Here is a 15,339-nt window from a genome sequence, read left to right as displayed (position 1 = left end):
GCTCACGCGCGAGGGAAAGTGAGTTAGAACTGGGGGTCGTCATTGCTGGTGCCGCCGCCGAAGGAACCCGCAGTGTTCACCGCCCACGGATCGGCCGACCCGCCGCTGCTGCCGGTGGACGCTGCCGCGCCGACCAGGTCGCGGGACCGGTCACCAATATCGGAGCGCCCGGCCGCAGACCGGCCGTTGCCGTTGGTGTCGCGTTTAGTGCGAGTGACTTTGGCGGTGGCGAAAAGCAACGAGGGCCCGACCTCGTCGACCTCGAGCTCAACGACGGTGCGGTTCTGACCGTCTGGGGTCTGCCAGCGGCGCTGCTTCAGGCGGCCAGTCACAATCACGCGCGAGCCCCTGCTCAAGCTCTCCGCGGCGTTCTCCGCGGCCTCGCGCCACAGGTTGCAGCGCAGGAACAACGCCTCGCCGTCTTTCCACTCCCCGCTGCTGGGGTCGCGGTATCGGGGTGTGGAAGCGACGGTGAAATCGAGGACCGCCACACCATTGGGTGTGAACCGAAGCTCAGGATCCGCGGTCAGATTCCCTTTGACGGTGATGACCGTATCTGCGACCATGCCGAGTACTCCTTCGAATGTTAGTGGATGAGAACAGCAATCGCGCACCCAGGCCCACACGGACCGCGCGATGGCGGCCACCGCTGAGGGCAGCCAGTGGATCGGACGGGGTTCAGGCGACGGAACCGACTCCGCGGTAGCTGAGGAACCGCCACGGGCGGTGCAGGTGTGGATGCGGGCCGGGTCAGTGGGGGATCGGTCCCAGATCGACGCCGAGGTCGGCGGCGATGCCGCGTCCGGTGTGGGCGAGTCGGCGCACGGTTTGTGGGCGTATTCCGCTGCGCAGGCACGTTTCGAGGAGGATGGTCATCGAGTGTGTCGGGTCGGCGTGTAGGGCGGCCTGCAGGGCGATACCGGCGAGCGGGCCGTCGCCGCGGATGTAGGCGCTGTAGGCGAGAAGTGTTGCGGCATCAGCGCGGTCGCAGCCCGACAGTGCCCGAGCCGAAGCCAGCCACAGCCGTTCGGCGGTCGCGGCGTGCTCACCCACCGCGAGCGCGAACAACGAATCACGCACCATCCGATCCCGCAGCGCCGCAGCCAATTCGGCGTACTGTCCGGCGGTGAGCGCGATCCCGGAGTCGGTGTCGGCGACCCGCCACAGCACCCACTCCAACATCTGCCGGTGATAGCTGCCGGGATCGCCGCGGCGCTCGGCCTCGGCATACCGGTCGTGGGCCTGCCGGAGGGCGTCGTCGAGATCCGCGGCGACCTGGGTGGTCAGTTCGGTGTTGGGGGTGAGCAGTTCGATGAGTTCGGAGCGGGTGCTGCGGATCGGCCGCCCGTGGAGCACGTGGGCGAGGGTCACCATCGAGGTGGCCGGATCCGGCAGTGTCCCACGGCTGTTGGGTCCGAGCAGATCCCACCAGCGTTGCCCCGGTTCGAGGGCGCGGACCGCCCACGCGCCCGCGACCACGATGTCCTCCTCGGCCAGGCAACTGGTGAACGCGGCGATCAGCCGCCCCCACGGCCCGATATCCGAACCGGTCGGGGGCTGTGTGTCGTGGGGTTCGCTCATCCGGTCATCGACGATGACCGCGAGCACCATGGTCGCGTTCTCGGTGGCGCAGATCGTGGCGACGGCGTCGGCGTAAGCATCCGCCCGACCCGGGTGGCTGTCGTCGATGTCGAGATCCAGCCGTAGCACCGCGTCGATGACGGGCGCTTGGCGGGGATCACCGGATTCGCGAAGTACTGCCACCACCAGCGAGCGTTCGGGGACGAACCCGACCATCGCGGGCACCGCCGCGATCAATTCACCGGGATCATCGACATGCAGCGACTCGCCCGGAACACGATCCCGGGAAACCCGATCCGGATCACCGGTCAGCTGGTCGAACAAGCGCGATAGAGCGTCATCGGTGTCGTCGGGCATGGAAGTCCTCTCTGTCGCGGGATGTGTGTGCGATGACCGGGCGCGCCTGCGGCATGAGCGGTCAGTGCGTCGGCTGGTCGTGGGGTTGATGACTTCGGTGAATCGGCGCGGCGGCAGCACACCTCGGGCGCGGGCGTGACCGATGACGGTGTCGTGGCGGTGCGCGGCGTGGACGCGGCTGCGGTCGTGGCGGTGCCCGTCGGGTCCGTGTTCGTCACCGCAGCCGCCGCGCGGGGGGCAGCCGATGCGGTTGGACAGCGAACAGCCACACCAACTCGGGTGAGCTTCAGGTCGGGGTAGGCGGTCAGAACCGATCACGATGAGGACAGGTGTCTGCGGCCATGAGGGTGTTCTGTTTCTATTCGGGTGAGTGACGAGCACCGGCCCACCACGAACAGATCCGTGGTAGGCCGGTGCGGGTTGTGGTGTGCTGGTTCAGGACTCGATGTCGATGTCGTGGTAGTCGATGAGTTTGGCGGCGGCCTGTTCGACGTCGACCAGGGCGAAGTCGATGTCGGGATCGGCGGTGGCCTCGTCGAGGAACCGCAGATACCGCTGCGTGGCGGGTAGGGCGTCGCGCCACAAGCTCTTGCCGATCGCGAGTTCGGCGCAGGCGATCTGCATTGCGAGCACGATCATCCACGCCCGGTTGGGTGAGGCGTTGCTGATCGCGGTGACCAACGCCTCGATTGAGGCGTCGATCCGCAGCAGTGAGGCCACTTTCGTGCGCTCGACGGGGTTGAGTTTGTGCGCGAGGGCTTCGGCGACGAACCTGGCAGTGGCCCGGTGCAGGGTGGCACCGGCCACCAGTTGCGGCAGGAATTTGTTGCGGCGATCGTTGGCGGCCTCTCCCCGCACGTTCAACTCGATCACCCGCCGCCGCGCCAGCCGAGCCTGCTCCCGCTCGGCTGCGATATCGGCTTCGCTCTGCGGGTCAGATTCGGATATTACGATCTGGAATCCGCTGCCCGCCAGCGCATCCTCGGGCAGGTAATAGGTCGGGGTCCACCGATCCGCGCGCTGCACCGACTCGGCGTGGCGCAGTCCCTCGCCAGGTTCGGCGTCGGGGTTGGCGCGGGTGTTCCAGTCCACGGCCTCGGATTCGACGAGCGCACCGGTTTCCTTATCGACGAGCAGTGCGTTCTTCTCTACCGCCAACCACACCACCCACTGCTGCGGGTCGGCATAGAAATCCTCGGCGGTGACCGGATCACCGGCGGCGGTGGTGAGCGTCGCGGCGGGCACGAACCCAGCGTCAGTGTCGGGTTCGGCGGTCAGGATGCCGAATCCGTAAGCGGCATACGGGAGTGCGGCTTGCAGCAGGGCGCGAGTGGCGGCGCGTTCATTGTCGATGCGCTTGTGCACGTAGGTGAAGTCGTAGCGTCCGGCGCGTTCGAGGCGCGCCACGGCGTCGGTGTCGCCGCGGCGTTCGTAGTCGGCGATGATCGCGAGCTGATCGAAATCGAGCTGCCGTCCCTCGGTCAGGAGCCGTTTCGCGGTCGGTGACGCCCCGATAGCGGCGGTCTTGGTGATCTCGGATCGCTTGCGCTGCAACCCTTCGGCCACCCGCGTAGGGCTCGCCCCCAACTCCAGGGTGAGCGCGACACCGCTGGCGCGGTCGGCATCGAGTAACGGGACCCGGCGGTCATTGAGGTTGATCTGGTCGATCGTGCGCGCAATGCGGCGTTCGTTGTCCTCGACGCTCGGGTCGGCGTCGGTGATCCACACCGGCACCCTCGCCAGGCCGACCTCGCGGGCCAGCAGCACCCGCAATTGGCCGTCGTAGACGTGCACCGACCCATCGGGCTCACGCTCGGCCAACGCCGGGGCCCGCACCCCGAACATGCTGATCGACGCCTTCTCCTTGGAATAGGCATCCAGATCGATCGTCGTACGTACGTTTTCATCTATCAGCAGCGCATTCGGATCCATGTACGCCGCCTCAGCCTGCGGTGGCGGTGACACGATCGGATCGGAATCGGTGGGGGCGTCGGGCTCCACATCGGTGCCCTCGATATCCACGATGTCGGGCGTGGGGCTCGTGTCGGGCTGTTCGGTGCTGGTGTCGGGGACGACGGACAGCGAGGCAGTGCTCACGGTGATCTCCTCACATAAGAGACGGCGCGGCACCGCGCCCCGGACGTCCGGGGTGCGGTGCCGCGCCGAAAATGCGGATACGGGATAGGCCCAAGCGCGCCTGGGAATCTGGGGCCGCGGGTAGGGGCCGGGTGTCAGGCGGCGCGGGTATTGCGCTGGCGGGTGAGGTTGACCGGTGCCAGCCGCAGCACGCCGCGCTCGTCTTCGGTGAAGGTCCAGTTCCGGGCGCGCCAGTCCGGGAACTGCGCCCGCCAACCCTCCAGCCCCGGTGTGTCAGGGATCGCGGTGACCGGACCGGCACAGCCGCGCTCGACGAGGGTCTGATACTCCGCGCGGGTCATGCTCTGCACGGCAACAGGATTCGAGGACATGAACAACCTCCAACACAATCGATTCGGACATGGATGCCGCTATGGACAGCGGTGACAGCGAGAGGAAACGCCATAGCTGCTGCTGAGGGATCAGCGAGACAGTGAGTCGATCGCTGCCAGAAGGGCAGTGGTGGTGGTGACCGGCTCGGCGCGGCGGTCCTGGATCAAGCGGTGACAGCCCGCCGAGGCTGCGGCGTCGGCGGGTCCGGGTACCGCGAACACCGGCCGGTGCAGCCGGTGGGCCCACCCGGCGGTGTTCAGGGTGCCCGACCAGCGACCCGCCTCGGGAACCACCACCGCATGCGACAGCGCCGCCACGAGCCGGTTGCGCCGCAAGAACCGCTCACGGCTGGGTCCGCTGCCCGGCGGGTACTCCGACACGATCGCCCCCGACTCGGCGATCCGGTCGAACAACTCCCGATGCGGATACGGGTATGCGCGATCCACGCCGTTGGCCAGGACCACGGTCGTGCCCGCCGCGTGGGCGAGCACGGCCCGATGCGCGACGGCGTCCACGCCATAGGCACCGCCGCTGACGATATGCCAACCACGCTCAGCCAACACGGCGGCAACCTCCCCGGTGATCCGTTGGCCGCGTTCGGTGATCGCCCGCGCCCCGACCACCCCGGCCCGCAGGCCGGTCGCTGGCACACCGTGGCCGCGGACCCACACCGCGACCGGAGCGGCGTCGGCGACGGTGAGGTCGTCGAATCCCAGTGCCGCCCAGTGCGGGTCGTCGCGGGTCAGCAGCCGCGCCCCTACTTTCGCTGCGCGTTCGAGATCCTCGGCGGCCAACTCCCCGACGGTCGTGCGGGACATGGGGTCCGGTCGTCGACCGGTGAGCTGGTCGGCAAGGTGTTCGACCGAGTCGAGATCACCCGGCGCCGCGCCCACACCGTTGACGCTGTGCAGGACGGCGCGGGCGAGGATCGCCCACGCGAGCTGGCGTTCCTGCGAAGGTGTGGCTGCGGCCACGGTGGTCCTCCCTGGGAATTGGTGAATGAAGTGCGGCTCAGGCCGAGGGCGACACCGGATCAGGTGCGCCGGCATCGGGTGTGCGAGGCCGGGCACGAATCAGCGAGTTGGCGAAAGTCGGCGAGCGACCAGACGCGGGGGTGTGTGGATGCGAGGGCGGCGACCGCACAGAACGCAACAGGTGTCCGGCGCGAAGGAGGGGGAGACAGTGGATACACTCCGGAGGGGTTGGCGTGCATCCACTCTCGCGCCTCGGCGCCAATACCGAAAAGGCATGGACGCGGGCAGCATCGGAACCGATCAGTGGGCTGTGTGAAGCATTACCCCCCGGGCGACCCGACCCCTGCTGTCCAGACTAACGCCGGCGTCAGCGGGATACGGCGGTACTCGCCAGTTCAGGAACCTATCCCCAAACGCGTCGACAGTGCCGGGTGCACTCCTCGGCGGCGGTGGTGTTCGCGCGGTGAGGATCGCCGGTCGCTGCGGCGGGCCGCAAAGATGGACAGACAGGGTGAATCGACCGGTTTGCAACCGCATCTACAGACCGTGCAGCGGCACAGCGAAAATGTTCAGTGCTGGCGGGCGGTGAACCGGTGGGTACTGCTACCTCTCTGGTGTGGGGCGGTCAGGCGACCGGCTGGTGTGGGTGGCGGCGTAGGTGAGGCCGTCGCCGATGGTGCGTGCGGCTTCGGTGTCGGTGAATCCGTCGACACCGACGTGCTGTGCCGCAGCATCAGCAAGGACGCGGTAGGCGTGGTCGCGATCGAGTAGTCCCTGCCCGACGAGGCGTCCGAGGCTGTTGGCGGCCAGCAACACCGCGCGATGGCGTGTACCAGTGCGTGCGAACCGGATCCGGTCGGCCTGGTTACGCAGCGCCGCCGCGATGTAGACGTCCGGGTGCGTGATCTGGGCAGCCGACCCCACCGGCAGCAGCGGCGGTGGTGGTGGTGCGAGGAGTTCGGCCAGCCAGCGGGGTAGCGGGATCGGGTCGCGGTCGTCGAGGACCCGGTACCGCCCCGACGGCAGCGCGGAGCCGGGGCCGACGACATAGCCGCCGATACCGCGGCTGTCGATGCGCCACCCGAGGCGGGCGATGGTGTTGCGCAACAACGGGGTTGGGGGTGGCCGGTAGTACAAGTGCATCCCGCCCGAGGGTGTAGCGACTGCGAAGGTCGGCACCGGGACCGGATGCCCGGCTTCGGCAGCGAGGCGTGTGAGGACGTCGCGGCCGTCGCGGGCCCCGGCCCACCGCGCGGGTGGGGGCTGGTCGTGGCTGGTGTCGAGATCGAGCACGTGCAGGCGGCTGGGCCCGCAGGCGATACCGATGTTTCTCTCAGGCCAGCGGAGCCACCACGAGCGGATGCGGGCGGGATCGACGGTGGCGGCGTTCTTCCAGTTCTCGATCGCGGGTGCCTTGCTGCCCGGGTGCAGCGGAAACACATGGAACCCGCGGGCAGCGCTGTGGATCGCGACCCCGACCCGCGAGGCGTCGGGGCGGTGGTGCCCGCGAGCGTCGGCCGCGGCACGCGGGGCGGGGTTCACACCGTTCCCATCGTGCGTTGCGCGGCGAGGTGGCGGGCGAGGTGGAGAACGCGGCCGCCGCCCAGGCGCAGCTTCACTTCGGCCTCACCGCTGCGAAGCACCCGGATCGAGGCAGATACCGGGTCGGTGAGATCGCCGAAATCGATCCGGTCCTCGCGGGAACGATGGACAGGTGCCAGCACGGCGGCCAACTCGTCGAGCACCGCGTCGCGGCGGGCGAGGACGGCCGCGTCTTCGCGGGCCCTGGCCCGGTATCCGTCGAGGGTGCGTTGATAGCCGGGGAGCAGACGTCGCGCGATGTCTGCGGCGATCCGGGCGGGTGGCCGGTGGGCGGCGACGGTGATGACATGGTCGGGGTCGCCGCGATAGCGGTGGGCGCTGAACCGGGTGTAGGTGCCTTCGATGCGCAGACGGCCGTGATCGGTGTGGCGTGAGGAATCATCGCCGTGGGGGATCGTCAACGACTGATCCGCCGGGCCGGCGAGCACAGCGTGGCGGCGGGTCATGTATCCCCGCTTTGCACGCCACCCGTCTGCGAGCTCGGCCGCGATTTGATGGGTGAGGTCGAGGAAATCCATACCAGCGCAACTCCTTTCACACGGTGGATGGATGGATCGGTGGTGTGGTCAGATCCCGAACACCTCGCGCAGCGCGGCCAGCATCGCCAACGGTTCCGGCGGCTGATCCCCGGAAGGCGCGGTGGCGTCGCGGATCTTGCGCAGCTTGAGGAAACGGACTCCGGTGAGGTTCACTCCGACCGCGGGGGCGGCGTGTTTGGTGCCGGGGTCGTCGATGATGCGGTAGTCATCGATGTGCAGCCATGCCTCGTACCAGGCTTCGGCCGGTTGCCCTTGCCGGGACGGTTCGCGGGGGTCGGGGTCGCGGGGCTGCCAGTACCGGCATTCGCAGTCCGTGTCGTCGCAGTGGGCGAAGCGAACCGTGGGGTTGGGGTGGTAGTGGTGTTGTTGTCCTGCCAGCATCGGGCACGCGAGGCGGCTGTAGTGCGCGCACTCGGGATGCAAACCCGGTTCGACCGCCAGGCCGCGTAGGTAGTCGATCGAGCGGATGAACACGATAACCCGGTCCTCAAGCCGTTGACCGCAGATCTGACACCGCTTGCCCCACAAGATCTCCCAGGCACGGCGCGGGTCGAGCATCCCCCAGACCGGTCGCGCGGGGTCACGATGGGTGAGAGTGATGTGGGGGACGACCAGTCCCCGCGCACGCGCAGCGCCGGTGAGGCGGGCGGGGACCGGGACCCGGTCCGGGCCGGTCGCAGACGATGGTGTGGAAGTCAATGCTCACCTCGAATCTTTCAGTGGACAGGTTCGGCGGTCAGGGCGACGCTGACCCGCCGGTTGGGGTGTCCGGGGCTGTGGATGCCGACCTCGATGCGGGCTGTCGGTGCGCCGGGTGCGGCGGTGCCGGTGGTCCAGGGGTGGAAGTGGTTCTCGTCGAGGTCGGGCAGGTTCGCCTCGATCCAGGCGATGAGGTCGCCGATGTGGCCGATCAGGTGCTCGGCCATCGGTTTCCGGTGCGCGGGTCGTGCTCGTGGACGGTGACGACGGTCGGGGCACCGGGTACCTGGGTGGTGAGTGAGCGCGGCAGCACACCTTGTCGGCCACCGGCGGCCCAGCAGCCGTGTGCGATCACCCACCGGCCACCAGTGTGTTGCGCGGGGACCAGCCGCCACCCGAATTCGGGCAGTCCGATACCGAACGGGTCAGGGGCCCAGCTGATCTCGCTGCCACCGTCGGGGGCGACGGTGGTGATTTCGGTGGCGTACTCGACGCGCACCAACGCCAGCGCCGCGGTGCCCTGTACGAGGGTGCGGTTGGGCAGGCGGTCGAAGACCGCGATGGGGGTACCCGGTCGCGGGCCGGTGGCAAACGCCGCGTGATATCCCACGACCAGCATCGACAGCAGCCGCCCACCGTCGGGCAGGTACGGCGCGTGGTACGGATCGACCTGGATACGAGCGCTGAAGCAAGACAGGTCAGTGCCCATCGGGATCACCCCTCGACGCCTGGAATGGGGGAGTTGCCGCTGTCGGTGAACAGCAGCGTGAGGGACTGGCGGCGGTCGGTGGGGAACGGGTCGGTCATTGGGGTGTGGGCTCCTTGTCGGTCGAGGCGGGGGTGTGGGGGTGGACTGCTTCGATGAACCGCAGCGGCAGCAGAACCCGGTCGCGGCCACCGAGGCGGTGCAGGACCGTGTGGTGGCGGTGAACCGCGGCGACGTGGACGCGGTCGTGGCGGTGTCCGCCGCGGGTGGTGATCGTCGCGGCGGAGCCGCAGCGACGTAGCCGATGAAGTTCGATGGTGATGAGTGCGATCACCGGATCGGCGGACTCACCGCCACCGTGACCGTCGTCGTCGGTGGCGTCGGTGTCGGCGAGCACGGTGACCCGCTGGGCGATGACTGCGCGCAGGCGGCGCAGCCCGTCCCACGGGGCGGCGTCCCGCATGAGGGTGTCGAGGCGGTCTAGGACGTGACGCAGGAACCGGATCTGTGTCTGGGCTCCGTTGTCGGCGATGGTGTGGTCTCCGCTCATCGGTTCGCTGCCTGCCGCCGACGCCGCGGCGTGAGCCACCGCACCGGGCGGTGTCTTGTCGCGATCGCCGTGGTCAGGGCGTCGGCCGTCTCGGGGGCGCGATCGGCGTAAAACCATTCGGTTGCAAGGTTGTCGGTGTCGCGGATTCGCACCCGGATGCGGTGTCCGTCAGTGCTAGCGATGACCTGGCGGTCATTAGTGTCGGGGACACGGATCAGGGCGCTGGCCTGGTTCAGGCGCTGGGGCATGACAGACGTGCTCCTTGTAGGCGGGGTGGGGTAGGGAAGTACCTGGGGTTCAGGCGTTTTCGATGTCGAGCAGGTCCGCGTAGCGTTGGCGGCCCGCCAGGTCGGGGCAGGCGCAGTGGGGGAAAAGTTGGTAGCAATCGGCGCAGAATCCGCAATAGCCGCAGTGCGGGCCGAGGCGTTCGCTGTCGTCTTCGCCGCAGCAAAAGCAGTAGTCGAGTTCGCCGTCGTAGACGTAGCCCCAGCGGTAACCGAGGTAATCGTGGTTGGAGTACCAGATACCGGTGTCGGCGTCCCAGTGCCCGCGCGCCTCGTTGAACAGGTAGGCGCGGTGGCGGTAGGCGGGATCGACGGTGAGCAGCACGATCTTGTCGCTGCCCAGCCACCGTTCCAGGCCCTCACGCCCGGTCCAGGAATCCAGCGACCCGAACGGCGTGGTGGGCAAGAAATCCTCGGCCGCGATCCGGGTGTCGGAGCGCTCGTCCCCGGTAGCGGGGTGGACAGCCGAAGGCAGGATCCCGTTGTGGGCGAGCACGGTTCGCTCGTCGCCACCGACCGGGAAGGGGTGACAGTTGTCGAGGGTGTGCTGGCCGTGGGTGGCGAAGCGGGAATGGAACAACGCCGCCCCGTCGGGGTATTCGCAACGCAGGGCGGCGAATTCACCGATCGCGGTCTCGGCGTCGAGGCTGTGGCCGGTGGTGATCGTGTTCGCGGTGATCAGGGCGTAGCCGTGGCCGTGCGGGTTGGACAGTGCCCCGTTGCGCAGCGCGGTGATGTCGGGGGTGGCGCCCGGTTTGAGGAATGTCGGCATGCACATCGCAGGACCTCCAACTCGGTGAGCAGATCGGCGTAGTCAGGGCGGGTGGACAGCCAGGCGGTGAACGCCGACCACTCCCAGCCGCGGCGGCGTGCGACCTGCGCGGCGGTGAGGGTGCGGGTGTATTCGACCGAGGCCGCGGCGAACGCGAGCGCGGCTTTGACCTGGCGCGGGTAGAGGGAGCTGGCGAACACGCGCAGTTCGAAGGTGTGGGCGGGGTAGACGTTGATGGCCTGGTAGCGGCCCCACCCGTTGGTGCTGCCCTTGGCGAATTCGGCGGCGCTCGAGCGGGCTTCGGGGGAGAATTCCGCCCAGTCCCGCGAGCGGCGGCGCGCCAGCGTGGTGACCTGGGATTCGTTGCGGTAGACGAACTTCAGCCACCGGTAGATGTGGGCGGGGGAAGAGAACCCGGCCCGGGAGACGTGCACGTGGATCCCGACGCTGCTGTCGGTACGGCAACCCAATAGCCGCAGCTTGTTCAACAGCTGCCACGGGAACCGGGTGCGCGCGTAGTCCCACGACATCGGGTGGGTGACCAGCTCGAACCCGCACGGACTGATGGAGCTGTCCTCTTTGAGGTAACCCAGGTCCCCGAGTTCGGCGACCGCGAGTTCGACCGCGTCGTCGAATTGCGAATGGGGGGTGATGAGTTCGAGTTCCATTCCCAAAAACAGCGGGCCCTCGCCGTGGAACAACGGTTGCGGGTGGTAGTCGTAGTCGTGGACCAGGTGGTGGCCGCCCTCGTGGTAGCAGTTGTCACAGCGGTCGTCGCTGAGCGGGATGAGGGTGTCGCAGTCCTCGCAGTAGTGGTAGTCATCGAAGCGGCACGTCGAGCACACCTCGTTGCCGCCCTGCACGGTCTCGGTGTGTTCGGCGTACGCGCCGCACTCATCACAGCGGTCGTAATTTTCGACGCAGGTCGGGCACACGTCCGGCCCGTCGATCACCGCGGTGATATCGCGGGTGAACAGATCACAGCGGTCACAACGCGACCAACCGTCAAGGCAGCGAGGACACAGCGCGGTGTCGGTGACCGTGTAGCCGACCTCACGGGTGTGGATGGCGCAGCCATCGCACAACGAGAGACCGGTGGCGCAGTCACCGCAGACCCGGTCGCCTTCGACGAGGGTGACGACAGTGTCCGAGGCGACGATGAGCGCGCAGTACTCACAGCGCGTATCGGGCACGGTGGTGGTGGGCATGGGGGATCACGACCTTTCGACGGGAACGGCAAAGCCCCCGCACAACCACCGGAAAACCGGTGGGGTGCGGGGGCTTTGACAGGTGAGGTGGAGATCGACAGTGGCGAGGGTCAGGCAGTGTCAGGTGCGCTCGTGCGGGCGCGATGGTGACCGGTGCGCCGGGTGCGGGTCAGCGCACTCGCCTCGCCACTGCGGCCTCGGGTGGCGTGAGGGGAGTAGCAATCACAGTGCGGGAAGGGCTGCTCGCAGTCGAAGCACCAACCGCACCACGTGCAGTGACGGCCTCGCCGGTCGAGGTCGAACTCCCGGCACCCACCGCAGCGCAGCCGGTAGCGGTCGGGCCAGCGCCGCGACATCGGCTGATAACTGGTGTTGGAGTACCAGATCCGGTCCTCCCAGATCCCGGCCTGTTCACCGAAGAGGTAGGCGCGGTGCTGGTAGGTGGGGTCGACGGTGAGGATCAGCAGCTTGCTTGACCCAAGCCACGACGCCAGACCGCGGGCCCCGCGGTGGGTGTCGATCGACCCGAACGGCTGTGCGGCCAAATATTCCTCGGCCGCGATCCGGGTATCCGACCGCGGATCGTAGGCGCGCGGATGTACCCGTTTGGGCAGGGTCCCGTTGTGCGCCAGCACCGTTCGTGGATCACCACCGAGCCGGAACGGATGACAGTTCTCGATCGAGCGGACACCGCGTGTGGCGTAGCGGGAATGGAACAACGCGTACCCGTCGGGATACCGCGCACGCAAACCGGTGAACTCCTCGATCAACGGCTCGGAATCCATGCTGTGACCGATGCGGATGCCGTCGCCGATGATCAGGGCGTACCCGTGGCCGTGATGGTTGGTGTGCGCGCCGATCCGCAACGAATGCGAGTCAGCTGCGACACCGGGCGGGAAGCAGGTCAGCAGGCACATGCGAGCTCCAATTCACGCAACTGTTCGGCCAACGGCAGATACGCCGGGTGCGCATCCACCCACGTGGCGAAACGCGCCCACTCCCACGCGCCGGCCCGCACGTCGGGGATGCGCAGGGCGCGGGTGTAGTCGATCGAGGCCGCGGTGAACGCCAACGCCGCCTGCACCCGCCCGACGTCCAGCGACGCCGCGAAGATCCGCAGTTCGAGGGTGTGGCGCGGGTAGGGGTTGATGGCCTGATGCCGGTCCAAGCCCAAGGCGTGGACGTGGTTCTTGGCGGTGTCCTTGACCCGCGAGCGCGCGGCCCGGTCGAACGGGGCGTAGCGCGAGCGTCGCCGCGCGAGCCTGGTGACCTCGGATTCGTTGCGGTACAACAACTTCATCCACCGGAACACATGCGCCGGACAGGCGAACCCGGCGCGGCTGGCATGCACATGTAACCCGACTCCGGCGTTCGTGCCGCAGCCGAGATCCTCGAGTTCTTCCAGTAGCGGCCACGGGAACCGATCCAGGGCATACCGGTAGCTCATCGGGTGAGTGACCAGTTCGAAGCCGCCTGGCTGGATCGAGGAGTCCCGCTTCAGATACCCCAAACCGGACAGCCGATCGGTTGCCACTTCCACTGCGGTGTCGAGGGTGTCGTCGGGGACGACGATCTCGAGTTCGAGCCCGAGGAACAGCGGACCCGCGCCGTGGAAGCGGGGATCGGGTTTGAAGCTGTAGTTACGTACCCGCGCCGGATGCGTGCACAGCTCACACGAGCGTTGCCCGCGCAGTAGCGTCCCGCACTCCCGACACGAACTGAACCCCGCCGCGCAGCGGACACAGGCACGCAGCCCACCGGAGACATACCGGCTCGCGGCACTATGGCGGCCACAGTTGAAACACCGGTCGAAGAACGCGTCCGCGCATCGGCAGCACACCGTTTCGTCGGTGTCGGTGCGCTCGTACGGATGGGTCAACCGAGCACACGACACACAGCCGCTCCACCCCGCCGTGCAGGTGCTGCACAGTCGACGGTCATCAGCGGTTTCGGTGACACGCAGCACTCGGTTTGCGCAGCCATCACACGACGGCAGCTCACCGAGACACGGTGGGCACACCGACTGGTCCTCGACCGGATATCGCGGACCACTCCGGCGGGTCCGGCACACCGCACACGCGGTGGTATCGAGTTCAGGCATGACAGAACACCTTCCGCGGAAACGAAAGAACGCCAGATCCGAGCGAGGGGATCGCTCGAACCTGGCGTTCGAAAGGACAGAACAACGGCAGACAGACGCGGCGACTGCGGACCAGCGGGGGTGTGGTGCGTGGCTACTAGGAATGGAGCTGTGCACACCGGCGGTTCCGCAGCAGCCGATAGAGGAGATGGGCGGAGTGGATGCTCATACCCCACGAATCAGGGGACCTGCCAACAACACTGACCACGCAGCTGCTCAAAGCGGGTCAGACGCAAGGATTTGAGAAACCTTCGACAGCAGATCACCTGCGCCGTAGTTTGATTACAAGACCGGTGCAATGGGAGGAACCGCGATGCGTGTCGATGTCGAATTCACCAGTGGCGCAGTGACCTTGCGGGGTTGGCTGTATCGGCCCGAGCAGGCCTCAGGCGTCGTCCCGCTGGTGGTGATGACGCACGGGTTCGCTGGAGTCAAGGAATGGGTTGCGCCGTTCGCCGAAGTGTTCAGCAAGGCTGGTTTGGCTTGTCTTGTCTACGACCACCCTGGATTCGGGACCTCCGATGGTGAACCGCGTTTCGAGGTCGACCCTTTCGCGCAGATCGAGGGCTACCGCGATGCGATCACCTTCGCCCAGACCTTCGACGGTATCGACGCCGAACGCATCGGCATCTGGGGAACCAGCTTCGCCGGCGGCCACGTCCTGGTCGTCGCGGCGACCGACCGGCGCGTGCGTGCGGTCGTATCACAGGTGCCACTGACCAACGGGTGGGCCAACTTCCGCAGCTTGGTGCCGACCGTCATGCTGCCGACCGTGCATGCGGCCATCGCCGCCGACCGCCAGGCCCGCGCCTCCGGTAAACCACACCAGACGATCAAGGCGGCCTCCGATGATCCGACCGAACTCGTCGCCATGCCCGGTATCGAGGTCTACAACTGGTTGATGGCCAACGGGCCGCAAGTCCCCACCTGGCGCAACGAGGTCACCCTCTCCAGCATCGATAAATTCCAGTCCTACGCCCCGGAAGCGTTCCTACGTCGCGTATCTCCGACACCGTTGCTGATGGTGATCGCCGATCAGGACACCCTGACACCCGCCGATATCGCGCTGCAGAGCTACGCGGAGGCACTGGAACCCAAACAACTGGCGCTGATCCCCGGCCCGCACTTCGCCGTGTACGAGGAGCAGTTTCAACGAGCCTCCAGCGTCGCCCGCGACTTTCTACTCGCCAACCTGAACGGATAACGCCTGGATCTGGCTCGGAATTTGCTCGCGATCTGGATCAGGCGTCAGCCGGGTTAGCTGACCGGCAAGACTGCGGCGACCAGATCACACGTGCTGGAACACTCGTCGCCAGCTTGGGCGAGGCGCAGGAATCGAATTCGACCGATCATCGTTCGAATACGACCGAGACTTGCCGTGCGAGTGCGGGAGTATGATCGATCGCGGGAGAATCAGCAGGCAGGCCCGACTAGGAGGTCGGCCATGTCGTCGCGTCA

17 protein-coding genes are annotated in these 15,339 nt (G+C 67.5%); 1 reads left to right on the top strand and 16 read right to left on the bottom strand.

The features are described 5' to 3' along the window. Positions 1-23 precede the first annotated feature (23 nt). The 16 genes from ACQP1G_RS37485 to ACQP1G_RS37410 all read right to left on the bottom strand — a co-directional run bounded on the left by ACQP1G_RS37485 (position 24) and on the right by ACQP1G_RS37410 (position 13,620). Complete coding sequence (locus ACQP1G_RS37485) at positions 24-566, bottom strand: single-stranded DNA-binding protein (protein ID WP_433194410.1); 543 nt, start codon at positions 564-566, stop codon at positions 24-26. Positions 567-750: 184 nt separating this feature from the next. Then, a complete protein-coding gene (locus tag ACQP1G_RS37480) occupies positions 751-1,938 on the bottom strand; it encodes a DUF4192 domain-containing protein (protein WP_433194409.1) in 1,188 nt (395 codons plus the stop codon). 435 nt (positions 1,939-2,373) lie between these two features. Further along, positions 2,374-4,035 (bottom strand): hypothetical protein, encoded by a 1,662-nt coding sequence (locus ACQP1G_RS37475; protein WP_433194408.1) that lies wholly within the window; start codon positions 4,033-4,035, stop codon positions 2,374-2,376. A 134-nt stretch (positions 4,036-4,169) separates the two neighbouring features. Beyond that, complete coding sequence (locus ACQP1G_RS37470) at positions 4,170-4,406, bottom strand: hypothetical protein (protein WP_433194407.1); 237 nt, start codon at positions 4,404-4,406, stop codon at positions 4,170-4,172. A gap of 90 nt (positions 4,407-4,496) precedes the next feature. Then, positions 4,497-5,381 carry a DNA-processing protein DprA gene (dprA, locus tag ACQP1G_RS37465; RefSeq protein ID WP_433194406.1) on the bottom strand — a complete coding sequence of 295 codons (885 nt, stop codon included), beginning with the start codon at positions 5,379-5,381 and terminating at the stop codon, positions 4,497-4,499. Positions 5,382-5,984: 603 nt separating this feature from the next. Next, complete coding sequence (locus ACQP1G_RS37460) at positions 5,985-6,923, bottom strand: bifunctional DNA primase/polymerase (RefSeq protein ID WP_433194405.1); 939 nt, start codon at positions 6,921-6,923, stop codon at positions 5,985-5,987. After that, a complete protein-coding gene (locus ACQP1G_RS37455) occupies positions 6,920-7,501 on the bottom strand; it encodes a hypothetical protein (protein WP_433194404.1) in 582 nt (193 codons plus the stop codon). The genes ACQP1G_RS37460 and ACQP1G_RS37455 overlap by 4 nt, the downstream gene beginning before the upstream one ends. Positions 7,502-7,549: 48 nt before the next feature. Then, the gene (locus ACQP1G_RS37450; RefSeq protein WP_433194403.1) at positions 7,550-8,221 is read right to left on the bottom strand and encodes a hypothetical protein; all 672 of its coding nucleotides are present in this window, start codon (positions 8,219-8,221) and stop codon (positions 7,550-7,552) included. A 17-nt stretch (positions 8,222-8,238) separates the two neighbouring features. Next, positions 8,239-8,448, bottom strand: a complete 210-nt coding sequence (locus ACQP1G_RS37445; RefSeq protein ID WP_433194402.1) for a hypothetical protein — start codon at positions 8,446-8,448, stop codon at positions 8,239-8,241. Next, positions 8,433-8,930 (bottom strand): hypothetical protein, encoded by a 498-nt coding sequence (locus ACQP1G_RS37440; protein WP_433194401.1) that lies wholly within the window; start codon positions 8,928-8,930, stop codon positions 8,433-8,435. Before ACQP1G_RS37440 ends, ACQP1G_RS37445 begins: the two co-directional genes overlap by 16 nt. Before the next feature lie 94 nt (positions 8,931-9,024). After that, on the bottom strand, positions 9,025-9,477 hold the full coding sequence (locus ACQP1G_RS37435; protein ID WP_433194400.1) for a hypothetical protein: 453 nt from the start codon (positions 9,475-9,477) through the stop codon (positions 9,025-9,027). After that, positions 9,474-9,725 carry a hypothetical protein gene (locus tag ACQP1G_RS37430; RefSeq protein ID WP_433194399.1) on the bottom strand — a complete coding sequence of 84 codons (252 nt, stop codon included), beginning with the start codon at positions 9,723-9,725 and terminating at the stop codon, positions 9,474-9,476. Before ACQP1G_RS37430 ends, ACQP1G_RS37435 begins: the two co-directional genes overlap by 4 nt. 49 nt (positions 9,726-9,774) lie before the next feature. Then, positions 9,775-10,533: a hypothetical protein gene (locus tag ACQP1G_RS37425; RefSeq protein ID WP_433194398.1), complete on the bottom strand. Its 759-nt coding sequence runs from the start codon at positions 10,531-10,533 to the stop codon at positions 9,775-9,777. Continuing rightward, positions 10,440-11,741: a hypothetical protein gene (locus tag ACQP1G_RS37420; protein ID WP_433194397.1), complete on the bottom strand. Its 1,302-nt coding sequence runs from the start codon at positions 11,739-11,741 to the stop codon at positions 10,440-10,442. Before ACQP1G_RS37420 ends, ACQP1G_RS37425 begins: the two co-directional genes overlap by 94 nt. A 110-nt stretch (positions 11,742-11,851) precedes the next feature. Continuing rightward, positions 11,852-12,658 carry a hypothetical protein gene (locus ACQP1G_RS37415; RefSeq protein WP_433194396.1) on the bottom strand — a complete coding sequence of 269 codons (807 nt, stop codon included), beginning with the start codon at positions 12,656-12,658 and terminating at the stop codon, positions 11,852-11,854. Beyond that, positions 12,646-13,620, bottom strand: coding sequence for a hypothetical protein (locus ACQP1G_RS37410; RefSeq protein ID WP_433194395.1), 975 nt, complete (start codon positions 13,618-13,620; stop codon positions 12,646-12,648). The genes ACQP1G_RS37415 and ACQP1G_RS37410 overlap by 13 nt, the downstream gene beginning before the upstream one ends. Before the next feature lie 574 nt (positions 13,621-14,194). Here ACQP1G_RS37410 and ACQP1G_RS37405 point away from each other — a divergent pair. Further along, on the top strand, positions 14,195-15,085 hold the full coding sequence (locus tag ACQP1G_RS37405) for an alpha/beta hydrolase (RefSeq protein ID WP_433194394.1): 891 nt from the start codon (positions 14,195-14,197) through the stop codon (positions 15,083-15,085). Positions 15,086-15,339: the final 254 nt, after the last annotated feature.

Origin of the sequence: Nocardia sp. CA-107356 (assembly GCF_050946365.1) — a bacterium.
In the GTDB taxonomy this organism is placed as follows: domain Bacteria; phylum Actinomycetota; class Actinomycetes; order Mycobacteriales; family Mycobacteriaceae; genus Nocardia.
The sequence above is the reverse complement of the archived record's forward strand: the minus strand, read 5'-3'. Positions and strand labels throughout refer to the sequence as shown.